Below are 13,320 nucleotides of genomic sequence, written 5' to 3' on the forward strand. Positions count from 1 at the left end.
AACAACCACATTTGATATGATAGAGCAACAAATAAGCATATTATTGATTGATGATGACGAAGAAGATTACTTGATTCTGCGGGATGTGGTGGAAGACATCCCTTTTCGCGGCACGCGCTACACCGTGGAATGGACGCCCGACATCAAGCAGGCATGGGAAGCCGTAAAAAGTGGCAGCTATGACGTGTATTTGGTCGATTACCTTTTGGGCGTACACGATGGCCTTACCTTCATTCGCAAAGCCGTGGAAGAAGGCTGTATTCAGCCCCTGATATTGCTTACCGGGCAGAATGACCCGTCCATAGACGAGCAAGCCATGTTGGCCGGTGCAGCTGACTACTTGGTGAAAGGGCGCTTCGATGCCGACCAACTCGAGCGCGCCGTGCGCTATTCAATGCAGCATGCCAAAAACCTGTATGAAATCAAGCTGCTGAACGAATACCTCGAAAAGCGGGTAGAAGAGCGCACCCGGCAGCTGCGGGAAGCTTACCAGCAGGTAAAACAGGCGTTGGAAAAAGAAAAAGAACTGAACGAGCTGAAATCCCGTTTTGTAGCCATGGCTTCGCACGAGTTCCGCACCCCTTTGAGTGCCATCTTGTCTTCGGCTTCATTGATTGCCCGCTACGACAAAACCGAGCAGCAGCCGCAGCGTCTTAAACATGTGCAACGTATCCAAAAGTCGGTGCAAAGTCTCAATGCCATTCTCAATGAGTTTCTCTCTTTAAGTAAAATAGAAGAAGGCAAAGAGAGCGTACAGCCCAAATCGATAGACATCGTGGCCTTGGTTGCTGACTTGCGTGAAGAGCTGACCCCTTTATGTAAAGAAAACCAGCATATCGTCTGCAAAATGCCCGGCGATACTTTAGCTTGGACACAAGACGAGCGCATATTGAAAAACATCTTAACCAACTTGCTAAGCAACGCCTTGAAGTATTCCGAAAAAGACGTTGAGCTGCAAGTGCAAGTGGACGCGGCAGGCGAAAAGCTGCGCATCGAAGTAAGGGATTACGGCATTGGCATTCCACAGGAAGAGCAGAAATATGTGTTTAGCCGCTTTTTCCGGGCAGGCAATGCATCCAACGTATCGGGCACCGGTTTAGGTTTACACATCGTAAAAAAATATGTAGATTTGATTGGCGGCGATATAGCCTTTCAAAGCCGCGAAAACGAAGGAACCGTATTTTATTTAACCATTCCACGTCTATGAGCAAAAAAATACTCGTAATAGAAGACCACGAAGATATTCGCGAGAATATCATAGAAATCCTTTCGCTCTCGGGCTATGAAGCCGAAGGCGCACGCAACGGAAAAGAAGGCTTGGAAAAAGCCCAAAGTCTGTTGCCCGACTTGATTATTTGCGACATCATGATGCCGGAGCTCGATGGTTACAGTGTCCTGAAAATACTGGCACAAAAACCGGAGACCGCTTCCATTCCTTTCATTTTTCTTACAGCCAAAACCGAGCGCAGCGACATACGCAAGGGCATGAGCCTGGGCGCAGACGACTACTTGACCAAACCTTTCGAAGAAAGTGAGCTGCTCGAAGCCGTGGAAGCCCGCTTCCGCAAGCAAGAAATCCTGCAGAAGCACTATGCCAATACGGCCGAAGGCATGAAAAATTTCGCGCAAGATGCCAAACAATGGATAGACCTGCTGCGTCCCGAAGAATATAAAACCAAAACCTATAAGAAAAAGGAGACCATTTATTGGGAAGGTGAAGTCGCTCATTTTGTGTATTTGGTAGAAGAAGGGGAGGTGAAGACCTTCCGCGTTAATCCGGAAGGCAAAGAATTGATTACGGCCGTTTACAAGCCCGGCGATTTCTTCGGATACCTGGACGTGATGGCCGGCGACAAACACAACGACACAGCCGAAGCCCTGCAAGATACGGAACTGCTGCTCATCCCCAAAGAAGATTTTGTGCACCTCATATCCGGCAACCCGGCCGTGGCAGTGCGCATGGTAAAAATGTTGGCCGGCGCAGTGAAAGAAAAGGAAGAAAACCTGCTTCAGATGGCATACGATTCGGTGCGCCGGCGTGTAGCCAAAGCCTTGGTGAAGCTGGCAGAAGACGACTTCAATGCCGAAGTGCATCTTTCCCGCGAAGAGCTTGCCAATATTGTAGGCATTGCCAAAGAAACCCTGATACGCACACTCTCCGACCTGAAGTCAGAAGGAATGATTGAAGTGAACGGCAACACAATCCGTGTGGTAGAGCCGGAACAACTGCTGCGCATATAACCCATGCTTAACCAAATATAATCATGACCGAACGAAAGCAAATAGGAGGGCACTGGTTTGTTCGCTATGAAAAAGAGACTTACCCGCAAGAGGAGATGCTCCGGCGGGCAAAAGAGTTTTTCGAGTGGGCAAACCGCCGCCGCACCGTGCGCGACTTCTCCGATAAACCGGTGCCACGTGAAGTAATTGAATACGCCATACGCACGGCATCCACAGCCCCGTCGGGCGCCAACAAGCAGCCGTGGACCTTCTGCGTGGTAGAGAACCCCGCCCTGAAAAAAGCCATCCGTGAGGCAGCAGAGCGCGAAGAGTATGAAAACTACCATGGACGCATGAGTGAAACCTGGCTTAGGGATTTGGCACACCTCGGAACCGACTGGCACAAGCCTTTTTTAGAAACTGCTCCCTATTTAATAGTGGTGTTTAAACGTGTGTATGAACTGGATGACGAGGGCGTAAAGCGCCAAAATTACTACGTGGCCGAGTCGGCAGGATTGGCCTGTGGCATGCTGCTCATGGCATTGCATCATGCCGGTTTGGTGGCACTGACCCACACACCAAGCCCCATGAACTTTCTGAGCAAGCTATTGGAGCGCCCCGACAATGAGCGCCCTTTCTTGCTGATTCCCGTGGGCTACCCTGCCGATGAAACCTATGTGCCCGACATCAAGCGCAAATCCTTAGACCAAATTTGTGTTTGGTACTCTTAGAAGGATAAATTGTATCTTTGTCCGAAAACGAATAGCCGACCGTTATGGAGCGTATTTTATCTGATGAAGCCTGGAACTGGGATTTCTTGAATGAAGAAACTGTTTCTTCACCTTCAGCCGAAGCATGGAAAACAGCCGAAGGCATCCATATAAAATCGGTTTATGCACTTGCCGACATAGAAGGGCTGCCCACGCGGCACTTCATTGCAGGGGCGCCGCCCTATTTGCGCGGTCCTTATCCAAGCATGTATGTGCAACGTCCATGGACCATCCGTCAATATGCGGGCTTCTCTACTGCCGAGGAGTCGAATGCTTTTTACCGGCGCAACCTGGCTGCCGGGCAAAAAGGATTATCGGTGGCTTTTGACCTGGCCACCCACCGGGGCTATGACTCAGACCACCCCCGTGTGGTAGGCGATGTGGGCAAAGCCGGCGTGGCCATAGATACCGTCGAAGACATGAAAATACTTTTCGACGGCATCCCCCTGGACCAAATGTCGGTATCGATGACCATGAATGGGGCGGTGTTGCCCGTGATGGCATTCTACATTGTGGCGGCTGAGGAACAGGGCGTAAGCCAAGACAAGTTGTCGGGCACCATACAAAACGACATCTTGAAAGAATTCATGGTGCGCAATACCTACATCTACCCGCCGGCTGAAAGCATGCGCATCATAGGCGACATTTTTGCCTATACGGCAAAGTATATGCCCAAATTCAACTCCATCAGTATCAGTGGCTATCATATGCAAGAAGCCGGTGCCACTGCCGACCTCGAGCTGGCTTATACCCTGGCCGACGGCTTGGAATATATACGCACCGGTTTGAAAGCAGGCTTGGACATCGACGACTTCGCGCCGCGTCTGTCTTTCTTCTGGGCCATTGGCATGAACCATTTCATGGAGATAGCCAAAATGCGCGCGGCGCGTTTGCTGTGGGCAACCATCGTCAAGCAGTTCAATCCCAAGAATCCCAAATCAATGGCTTTGCGCACACACTGCCAAACGTCGGGGTGGAGCCTGACCGCCCAAGACCCTTTCAACAACGTGGCGCGCACCTGCATCGAAGCATTGGCGGCTGCCTTGGGGCATACGCAGTCGTTGCATACCAACTCGCTCGACGAAGCCATTGCCCTGCCTACCGACTTTTCGGCACGCATCGCCCGCAATACGCAATTGTTGCTTCAATTGGAAACGGACATCACCCGCACCGTGGACCCCTTGGGCGGCAGCTACTACATAGAAGCCCTGACCATGGAACTATGCCGCCGGGCATGGGAGCATATCCGCGAAATAGAAGAGCTGGGCGGTATGACCAAAGCCATGGAAACCGGCTTGCCCAAAATGCGTATCGAAGAAGCCGCTGCCAAAAAGCAGGCACGCATCGACGCAGGCAAAGACATTATTTTGGGCGTCAATAAGTTTAGAGTAGAAGACGAGCCCGATATCGATATTCTGGAAGTGGACAATACTGCCGTGCGTCAAAAACAAATCGAGCGCATCCGCCGCGTGAAAGCGAGCCGTGACGAAAAAGCCGTGCAACAAGCCCTCGAAGCGCTCACACGCTGTGCACAAACAGGCGAAGGCAACCTGCTGGAGTTGGCAGTAGAAGCCGCCCGCCGCCGTGCTACCTTAGGCGAAATATCCTATGCCCTGGAAAAAGTATTTGGGCGCTACAAAGCCATGATACGCTCTATTTCGGGTGTCTATGCCGCCGAAGTGTCTGACGATGAGCACTTCCGGGCAGCGCAAGAAATGGCCGACCGTTTTGCCGAGCTGGAAGGGCGACGCCCCCGCATCATGATTGCCAAAATGGGACAGGACGGGCACGACCGCGGCGCCAAAGTCATCGCTACGAGCTTTGCCGACTTAGGCTTCGACGTGGACGTGGGACCGCTCTTCCAAACTCCGGAAGAAGTGGCACGGCAAGCCGCCGAAAACGATGTGCATGTGGTGGGCGTGTCGAGTCTTGCCGGTGGACACAAAACCCTCGTCCCTCAGTTGATTGAAGAACTCAAGAAAATAGGACGCGAAGACATATTGGTGGTAGTGGGCGGTGTGATACCACCCCAAGATTTCGACTTTTTGTACAAAGCCGGTGCTACTGCCGTCTTCGGACCGGGCACCATCATTGCCGTGGCAGCACAACGCATCTTACAGGCGCTACTGGCAAACATAGAACGTGAGCAAGCCGATGCATGATTTGCTTACGATGCTTAAAGAGTATAAGTCCCACATCTTGTGGCTTAGCGGCGGCATGGTAGGGCTTATGCTCTTTATTATGGCAATGGTTTATGGGGAGCATATCTTTTCGCCGCCCCCGCGTGTGATTGACAGGCCGCGTGCACAGCAGCTGGCACTCGTAAAACAATGGATACGCTGCCGTTGTACCACCGTGGCCATGTATGAGCAACGCAACGACACCTTGCAGGAGGACTATCTCTTGGGCTATGATGCACAAGGGCGTTTGCGTGCCCACAATCGTCATATTTTTTTTGACTACGACTCTTTAAACCGCTTCTCTGCTTTTTACATCTACCATGACGACGAAGGCTACATCGGCCGCCGCGTAACCTTTCGTTATTTGCCGGCAACGGCTGTTGTGCCCTTTACACAAATTGAGGCAAGCATTTACAAAATAGTCAATGAGCAAATAAGCAAGGTGGGCTATACCGTAGTGTGGCCCTTTCCGATAGAGCAGGCTGCCTGGTACGAACTGCTGCCTCCCGCAGAGCCCCTTACACAACTGCCCAAAAAGCAGGCAGAGAACATATGGCTTATGATGAAAGAAAAAAAGTCTGTGTATTGGGTTTTTGATGCACAAAACCGCCTGATGGAGGAAATAGAAGTAGATCCTTATTTGCCCACCACTTACTCTTTGAGCCGCCGCCGCTTCCGGTATGATACCAAAGGTTTGCTGATTGAAAAAATACAGATCGACTCAATCATTAATCAATACAAAAACCTACGCAAATTGACAGGAAAGCAGTTGTTTCGCTACACTTACGATGCGGAAGGGCGCCCGCTGCGTTATGAAGAATTGCTCTGGAACGGTGTGGAGTGGGTGCCGCAGATGCGCAGGGAATGTACATACCACCCGCCGGACATACACGCCCCTTTGTCTGAATAATTAGCAATTTTCAAAGGCAAATTGTAGTTTTGTGCGCTGCGAAATAACGAACTCATGGAATATATTAGAGGACTTATTGGTATTACCGTACTTTTGGCATTGGCCGTTCCTTTTTCTAAAGACCGTAAAGCCATCAATTGGCGCCTGGTAATCATAGGTGTTTTGCTGCAAGTATTTTTTGCTTTCATGATTTTGAGGGTTGAATGGGTGGCTTTGATATTTAAATCCGTTAGTGAAGCCTTTGTTACCTTCCTGAATTTTTCTTTAAAAGGTGCCGAATTTATTTTTGGTGACTTGGCAAAAAATAGCGACAGCGTGCCCGGCACCCGGCATTCATTAGGTTTTATCTTCGCTTTTCAAGTGCTGCCTACCATCATCTTCTTTTCTACGGTTTCGGCAGCACTTTATTATTTAGGGATCTTGCAAAAAATAGTCTATGCCATTGCCTGGGTGATGAAGCGTACCATGGGGCTTTCCGGTCCTGAAAGCTTGGCCGCTGCCGGTAATATTTTTTTAGGACAAACCGAAGCGCCTTTGCTGGTCAAGCCTTTTGTGGAAAAAATGACCATGTCGGAGCTTATGTGTTTGATGACCGGTGGCATGGCTACCATCGCCGGGGGCGTGCTGGGCGCTTATGTCTCTTTTCTGGGGGGCGAAAATCCCGCCGAGCAGGCGCGCTTTGCTGCTCATTTGCTCAGTGCTTCCATCATGAGTGCGCCGGCTGCCATTGTCATGGCAAAGATATTGTACCCGGAGCTGGAGCCTGAAAAAGTTAATCAAAAGCTGGAAGTATCTAAAGAAAGCATAGGGGTGAACCTTATCGATGCCATGTCGAACGGTGCTGCCGACGGGCTCAAATTGGCGCTGAATGTGGGCGGCATGCTCCTTGCCTTCATTGCCGTGATTGCCCTGCTCAATGCCGGTTTGGGTAAAATTGGGGTTTGGTTGGGCGTAAACGAAGCCATTGCACAATCTACCGGGCAGTTGTTTCAGGGGCTTTCATTAGAGTATATTTTGGGACAAATAGGGCGCCCCCTTGCTTTCATTATGGGGGTTGACTGGAACGAGTCCTTGCTGGTGGGCAGTCTTATAGGTCAGAAAACGGCTATCAATGAGTTTGTAGCCTATGCCGAACTGGCAGCCGTAAAAGACAAACTGAGCGAGCACGCCTTGCTTATTGCCACCTATGCCCTGTGCGGTTTTTCGAATTTCAGTTCTATTGCCATTCAAATTGGTGGCATAGGAGGAATGGCCCCTGCGCGTCAGAGCGACCTGTCCCGCTTGGGCATGCGTGCCCTTTTGGGTGCCAGCTTGGCTTGTTTTATGACCGCTACCATTGCCGGTGCCGTTGCCGGTTAGGGGTGGGGAAGGCTTGCAACGAAGGGCTTCCGCTGCCCGCGGACCATGCCATGCCTCACAAAGAGAAAGGCTTCACCGAGTCAAACTTCTCTCTTGTCCTTTCGAACGGAGCGCACTTGATTTGAGAAATCTTTTCTCAAATCAAGTGCGTTTTTTGTCATGCCGAGCGAAACGAAGTGCAGCGAGACATCTCTTCAAGCCAAACAGCAAGACACAGAAGAGATTTCTCGCTTGCGCTCGAAATGACAAGGGGAGGATGCACGAAAGAGCCAAGGAAGGCTTGAAGGGGGAGAATAAGGAGTGCTCAAAAAGTAAATAAAACTTCAAAGGGCTAAAAACTTTACAACTGTCCTTTTGAATGGATCGCAAGCGGAGTGAGAATCCTTTTAAGGGGCATCCTTTCATACCACACTTTGGCATGAGACGAATGCCCCGCTTTATTTGAAACCACCGGAAATCAAACGTTCAGGCGTGCGACCTGCTGCCAAGCCGCCTCTACTTCACTTCTTGTGCCGGGTTGCCAAACACCATGCTTCCTTCTTTTACATCGCGCAACACCACACTGCCCGGTGCTATTTGTGCGCCTTGTCCTATTTTTACTTTTGGGGCAATGACGGCCCCCGCTCCTATGTAAGCCTCGGAGGCAACCTCTGCATGATGCCCTATCACCGCACCGGCGCCTACTTCCACGTGGTCGTGCAGCTGCGCATGATGGTCAATAATTGCCCCCGAATGAATGACGTTGTAGCTGCCCATTTTGGCAAAGGTATTGAGTATGGCACCGGCAGCCACCAAATTGCCATAGCCCAGTTCCAAGGGGCTGCTCAGCACCGCCAAACGGTGAATGGCGTTGACAGGCACCACTTTGCGCCGTTCGCGCAGCATCTCGATGCGCACCTTGCGTTTAGCCAAATCGTCTTCTGCCACAAAAGCTTCGCATTTGGGTCCGATGAGCTTCAGAAAACCATGGTCATCGGGATGCCCCATTACGGCTACATAGTTGATTTCGGTGTTGTGCAGGCTTTTGTCTTCATCCAAAAAGCAATACACCACAATATCGTTGCTGTTGAAGACATCGAGTGCCAGGCTGCCCAAGTTGCCGGCACCAAATATAATTACGGGATTGTCCATAGCGTCTTTTTTGCAGGCAAAGGTCTTAATTTTTCTCATAGACTGCAAAGAATGCATTGACATACACCAAACGACCGGCGGCGGCCATTGGGGCATTTGACCGGGGTAGAATAAGATAAGAAGCGCGAGTAGGGCAGGGAGGCTTTTGAGGAGGGTAGCCGGCTTGCCAATCCTTTTGCCCTGTATATTTCTTGTAAAGCAGTGTGGTATATATCCAGTCGTCGTGGGTCTCAACGCAGCCGGCTTGCCGGGGAATTGCTTCAATGGCTTTATTCAAAGCGAAATAGCTCTGCCATCTGTCACTAAATGAAAGCGCATAATCTGATTGAAGCCACAGGGCTGCTGCCGCGCAGACAACCACGAGACCGGTACCATGTCTGTGCGTACCACTTGCTGTCCGTCCAAGCATCCACCAGAAAGGCAAGGCAAGAAACAGCCATATGCGGGCGGGTGGCTGTAGTCCTTGTACGGCAGTCACTATCCAGGGTATGATGAGGAGGCAAAAAATTGCTTTGTCTTCTTTTGTAAAAGAAATAACTTTGAATTTCAATGAAAGTGTGTATGTAATCAATACCCCCCCAAAAAGCATCAGCATGAAGGGATTGCCAAAAAGAAAAAGCATCACAGACCATAGATAAGCAGGAAACCACCGGAACCATTCCGCCCTTGTCATGGAGGCAATAAATGGCGACTGCCAAAAAAGCCAGCCTTGTGTCAACACGAAGGGGGCATACAGCAAGGTTGTGAAGAAAATCACTTGCAGGTGCATCCAAATGAGCCACCTCCGGCGGAATCCATAGCCCCATGCGCAAGCAGCTGCCAGAGCCAGCCATGCATACAAGTGGGTCGGCAAGGTATAAAAAGCCAAGCAGTTGACACAGACAAAAAAACGGCGGGCAAGTATCGAATGCCCGAGTGCAGGCAGCAGGCGCAAGGCAAACGCCACCCAAAAACCATGTAAAATATAAGCGCGCCCCAAGCCGGCATATACCATCACGCCCTCTATCCCATGAAAAGCTACCAGCAGCAAAGCAGCAATGGGAGGCGATAGTTTCCACCGGCGCAGCGCCGTGTCTGTCAATAACATGCCCAGGGCAACAACAGCCAGCAGGGAGGGAAGCTTAACAGCCCAGAAAGCAGGCAGGAATTTGTCGAGCAAAGCCGCGCATAAATTATAGAACACATGATGGTTGGGACCGGGATAATAGGTAAGACACACAAGCACTCCCCGCCGGATAAGGTGTACATACCCAAAAGCTTCGTCTATATGAGGCAGAGGAAAACGCGCGATTTCGAAAGCATACCATATGCCCGTAAATAGAGGCAAAAGCAGTACTATTGCGCGGGCTTGAAGTGAATTCTTGTAAAAATCCAATATACTTTGAGATTCAATGTGTAAGCTGCGTGCCAATTCCTTGCTTTTCCGGCAGACATAGGGCAGTATGCCAAACAGAAGGGAAGTGCCCACAGCTATGATGACTCGTGCAGTATGCCACCGCCAAGGCGGAAATAGCTCTTGCAGCTTTTGGCTCTGTGTATGCGACAGGGCATAATGTTCAGAAAGCCATGCTATCAGCTGTTCATAAGAACAGCTTTGAAGCAGCACCCAAGTGAAGATAAAAAGGAGTCCCGCGCCGTACAGGCTTTTGATGGATAGCTTCTGCATAGGCATTTATTTACGATGCAAGATAGGAAATTGAAGGAAGCGATTGCGCCCGAAAATATACGCTGCTTCTTGCTGTATTTATTAAATAAAGCATGTCATTCGAACGAGCGAAGCGAGTGAGTTCAAATCCAACCATATCACAATAAAAGCAAAAGAAGAGGTTGCCCGCTTGCGCTCAGAGGAGACAAGGGGGCGTTTTAAAGAGAACAAGAGGCAGAAACAAGCAAGAAGGCAAGATGAAATAGGTGATTTTTTAAAAAAAAATCACTTGCGTGATAGTATTATTATTGTTATTATTTTATTACTAAACCATCAAGCTGCGAACGCAGGGCATGCGATGTCGGCTAAGTATGCTTTCCGGAGTTCGAAGCTTGCGCCATTGACGTCGTCTAAACCACATTTCACTCCAAAAAAAGATAAAATCATGAAACAGCTACATGTTCAAATTAAGTTGTGGTGCTTGCTGCTGTGCTTGTTGCCGGTAGCATGTCACAATCCGGAGGTGAATGCCCCGGAGGAGCAATTTCAACAGCTGGATGAGACCGCAGATGTGCCCTTTAGTGGCGATGTTCTTTTCGTGCCGGAGGGAAGCCGCCTGGAGCAACGCGCTGCCGAAGACTTCGTGCGTTTTGAGTTGCCGGAAGGCTACGCTTTTGTAGGAAAAGATGAAAGAGGGGAGCCTTTTTTGATAGTAGAGCCTGTGGGTGTAATATGCACCTGTTTGGATGGTGGAGGTGGTTGTAGCCCCGTTAGGAGAGGGAGTAACTTTGACTGCTTAATGACTACTTGTGGGAACTGTAGGAAAGAGGCATATAGACTTTCGGGTGAAGGGAAGCAAAAATTTGAACTCTTGGGAGTCGTTTACAAAGGGAAGGCGGAAGAAGCGCTTTCATTATTTGGAGACAAAGAGCCGCCTGTCCTGCGAATTGTTTCTGTGGGCGCGGATGAGCAAGCTGCCCGGCAGCTTTCGTTCATGGAAGGCTTTGCTTTGGTTTCTGCCGGTCTTTTGGAGCAGGACAAGCTTATTCCCGCGCCTTTCCACAAAGAATATCTCGATTTGCCGGGCGTGCGGGCTGCTGTGAACGAATGGGCAGAGAATCTGAAAACTGCCGGATGGAATGAAGAGATGCAAAAACACTTTGCCGCTACAGGAGAGCTGCCCAAAGGATTTGTTTTGGTAAAAGCTGCCATTTATGGCATACCGGTTGCTTTGGTAACCCCACAAGGCAATGACCTTAACCGCTGGGCACTACTGAAGAGGGCCGCGGGAGTAGTGGAAATAGAAGGAGGGGTGAAGTGCTCGTGTTTGAAAGGAGGAAGTGTATGCCCGAAGAACAGTATGCTTGGAGTGGTTTACTGTGACGCGAGCAATTGCAAAAGCTGCAAGATGGAATAAGAAGCAAGTCTTTTAGCGGGGTAGCATTTGCCGGAAGAAGCCACCGTGCTTTCTTCCGGCTTTTTTTATGACGCGCTTGCCGCTATTCATACGCCTTTCTTTCCCTTTACACGATTTTCACTAATTTGCCTTTATCCCAATGTTTTTGCGATATGCGTGCTTTGCTACCCAAGAAACGATGGTTTTTCTGGATGCTTTACTTCCTGCCTTTTGTATTGATGCGGGATGTATATCCCTTTTTTCGTTTTTCGATGTTTGCCACGCCCGTGTCGCGGGCGGCTTATACCGAGCGCTACGAATGGTATGTTCGGCAAAGCCGGGCGGAAAAGTGGCAGCTGCTTGCCCCCGAAGTCATCGGCTTGGATGAAGCCCTTTTTTATTACCGTGCAAGGAGGGCCAACATCACAAAGCAGGGTAGTGCCTTCTTGGCAATACTTATGGAAGTGTATCGTCAAAAGAGAGAAGCGCTGCCGGCAGCAAGCTTGCTGGTAGAAAAGCGCTTTAAACAGGGGCAATATCTCGATTCGCTGGTGGTGGCTCAATGGACAAGACCATGAAAAGCAGATACCTGAAGAGTACCTTATGGGGTTTGGCGGCTTTGCTTGCTTTGTGGGCTATGTACGGATGGTGGCTGCGCCCGCAGGTGAAGGCATTTTTATGGACAGGCGAAGAAAACATGGTGTCCCGCTTGGTGGCTGTTTTCTATCCTCGCTTTGCCATAGAGCGCCACCGTTTCGATGCCTCGTATTTTCTTTTCCTGGCAGACCAAATGGTGTTGCGTGCAACTGTGATGCTGCTGAGCCTGGGCGCGTGGTTGCTGTGGCAAAGCAGCAGGCGGGTGCGTGCCGTGGCGGTCCTTCCTGTGGCTACTCATGAGTATTTTTTGCGTTATTTCGCTTTGGTCTTGCTGATATATACCTATGATTGGTGCTATTCTTTCTACAAGCTGTCATTTTTTACGGACTTTTTCGAGCCTTTGTGGCTTATTCGTCCGCTGCCCGGCTTTTCTTTGCCTTGGCTGTGGACGCTGTGGACAGTGATGGTGCTGGCTGCCTTGCGTTGCTTGTGGCTGGGCAGGGGGGCATTGCTGCCTGCGTTGCTGTTTGTGGTGTTGCAAGCCTATTTGTACAGTTTTGGCAAAATGGATCATACTTTTGCCCCCTTTACCTATGTGTGTTTGCTGATGCCTTGGTGGGAAAGGCAGGGGCGTATATGGCGCAAGGAAGGGCGCTCGTTTGGCAGTGCGGAAGTGCTGCAGTGGGTACGTGTGGCCATTGCGCTTTGCTATGTGCAGGCGGGTATGGAGAAGCTACTGCTGGGGGGGAGTGCCTGGTGGAATGCCGGCCACTTGCGTACTTTTTTGCTGGTGCACGGGCAAGCCGCAGGACGTGCTTTGGCAGCTTCGCCTGATTCGCTTCTCGAGGCTGCTTCCTTGCTTGTGTTGCTGTGGCAGCTGGCGTTTGTGGGCATATTGCACCGCAAGGGACGCTACTTTTTTGCCATCACAGGTTTTTTATTTCATCTTGCCAATTATTTGTTTTTGGGAGTTGGCTGGTGGCTGCATACGTATGTGTGGTGTTATCCTTTCTTTTTTGACAGCTTGTCAGTTGTGGAACGGCTTGCACGATTTTTGAAAGCAAAGACTTATAGACAAAAACAATGACCTGCATCAATAGCAGATGATTTTT

General features: G+C 50.1%; 11 protein-coding genes. 9 read left to right on the forward strand and 2 right to left on the reverse strand.

The features are described 5' to 3' along the window. The first annotated feature begins 16 nt into the window (after positions 1-16). The 6 genes from K384_RS03875 to K384_RS03900 are packed head-to-tail and all read left to right on the forward strand — an operon-like array spanning position 17 to position 7,439. Complete coding sequence (locus tag K384_RS03875) at positions 17-1,207, forward strand: hybrid sensor histidine kinase/response regulator (RefSeq protein WP_038029630.1); 1,191 nt, start codon at positions 17-19, stop codon at positions 1,205-1,207. Continuing rightward, a complete protein-coding gene (locus K384_RS03880; protein ID WP_038029632.1) occupies positions 1,204-2,241 on the forward strand; it encodes a response regulator in 1,038 nt (345 codons plus the stop codon). Before K384_RS03875 ends, K384_RS03880 begins: the two co-directional genes overlap by 4 nt. 23 nt (positions 2,242-2,264) lie before the next feature. Continuing rightward, positions 2,265-2,951 carry a nitroreductase family protein gene (locus K384_RS03885; protein WP_038029635.1) on the forward strand — a complete coding sequence of 229 codons (687 nt, stop codon included), beginning with the start codon at positions 2,265-2,267 and terminating at the stop codon, positions 2,949-2,951. Positions 2,952-2,995: 44 nt separating this feature from the next. Beyond that, positions 2,996-5,152, forward strand: a complete 2,157-nt coding sequence (gene scpA, locus K384_RS03890) for a methylmalonyl-CoA mutase (RefSeq protein ID WP_038029637.1) — start codon at positions 2,996-2,998, stop codon at positions 5,150-5,152. Beyond that, positions 5,133-6,080: a hypothetical protein gene (locus tag K384_RS03895; RefSeq protein ID WP_157630043.1), complete on the forward strand. Its 948-nt coding sequence runs from the start codon at positions 5,133-5,135 to the stop codon at positions 6,078-6,080. Before scpA ends, K384_RS03895 begins: the two co-directional genes overlap by 20 nt. Positions 6,081-6,134: 54 nt before the next feature. After that, positions 6,135-7,439: a NupC/NupG family nucleoside CNT transporter gene (locus K384_RS03900; protein ID WP_038029641.1), complete on the forward strand. Its 1,305-nt coding sequence runs from the start codon at positions 6,135-6,137 to the stop codon at positions 7,437-7,439. A gap of 495 nt (positions 7,440-7,934) precedes the next feature. Here the strand turns inward: K384_RS03900 and K384_RS03905 are convergent, their stop codons facing one another. Both K384_RS03905 and K384_RS03910 read right to left on the reverse strand, forming a co-directional pair. Continuing rightward, on the reverse strand, positions 7,935-8,570 hold the full coding sequence (locus K384_RS03905) for an LbetaH domain-containing protein (RefSeq protein WP_038029642.1): 636 nt from the start codon (positions 8,568-8,570) through the stop codon (positions 7,935-7,937). Positions 8,571-8,595: 25 nt separating this feature from the next. Further along, the gene (locus tag K384_RS03910; RefSeq protein WP_157630044.1) at positions 8,596-10,236 is read right to left on the reverse strand and encodes a hypothetical protein; all 1,641 of its coding nucleotides are present in this window, start codon (positions 10,234-10,236) and stop codon (positions 8,596-8,598) included. A 424-nt stretch (positions 10,237-10,660) separates the two neighbouring features. Here K384_RS03910 and K384_RS03915 point away from each other — a divergent pair, with 424 nt between their 5' ends. From K384_RS03915 to K384_RS03925, 3 genes are all read left to right on the forward strand, one after another. Beyond that, positions 10,661-11,632 (forward strand): hypothetical protein, encoded by a 972-nt coding sequence (locus tag K384_RS03915; protein WP_038029644.1) that lies wholly within the window; start codon positions 10,661-10,663, stop codon positions 11,630-11,632. A gap of 152 nt (positions 11,633-11,784) precedes the next feature. Further along, positions 11,785-12,189, forward strand: coding sequence for a hypothetical protein (locus K384_RS03920; RefSeq protein ID WP_157630045.1), 405 nt, complete (start codon positions 11,785-11,787; stop codon positions 12,187-12,189). After that, a complete protein-coding gene (locus tag K384_RS03925) occupies positions 12,186-13,295 on the forward strand; it encodes a hypothetical protein (protein ID WP_157630046.1) in 1,110 nt (369 codons plus the stop codon). Before K384_RS03920 ends, K384_RS03925 begins: the two co-directional genes overlap by 4 nt. Positions 13,296-13,320: the final 25 nt, after the last annotated feature.

The sequence above is a fragment of the Thermonema rossianum DSM 10300 genome (assembly GCF_000426825.1).
GTDB lineage: Bacteria > Bacteroidota > Bacteroidia > Cytophagales > Thermonemataceae > Thermonema > Thermonema rossianum.

Bases quoted from the DNA above. Each gene is read 5' to 3' on its own strand.
- K384_RS03875 (WP_038029630.1), top strand. From the start codon at position 17: ATGATAGAGCAACAAATAAGCATATTATTGATTGATGATGACGAAGAA.
- K384_RS03880 (WP_038029632.1), top strand. From the start codon at position 1,204: ATGAGCAAAAAAATACTCGTAATAGAAGACCACGAAGATATTCGCGAG.
- K384_RS03885 (WP_038029635.1), top strand. From the start codon at position 2,265: ATGACCGAACGAAAGCAAATAGGAGGGCACTGGTTTGTTCGCTATGAA.
- scpA (WP_038029637.1), top strand. From the start codon at position 2,996: ATGGAGCGTATTTTATCTGATGAAGCCTGGAACTGGGATTTCTTGAAT.
- K384_RS03900 (WP_038029641.1), top strand. From the start codon at position 6,135: ATGGAATATATTAGAGGACTTATTGGTATTACCGTACTTTTGGCATTG.
- K384_RS03905 (WP_038029642.1), bottom strand. From the start codon at position 8,570: ATGGACAATCCCGTAATTATATTTGGTGCCGGCAACTTGGGCAGCCTG.
- K384_RS03910 (WP_157630044.1), bottom strand. From the start codon at position 10,236: ATGCAGAAGCTATCCATCAAAAGCCTGTACGGCGCGGGACTCCTTTTT.
- K384_RS03915 (WP_038029644.1), top strand. From the start codon at position 10,661: ATGAAACAGCTACATGTTCAAATTAAGTTGTGGTGCTTGCTGCTGTGC.
- K384_RS03920 (WP_157630045.1), top strand. From the start codon at position 11,785: ATGCGTGCTTTGCTACCCAAGAAACGATGGTTTTTCTGGATGCTTTAC.
- K384_RS03925 (WP_157630046.1), top strand. From the start codon at position 12,186: ATGAAAAGCAGATACCTGAAGAGTACCTTATGGGGTTTGGCGGCTTTG.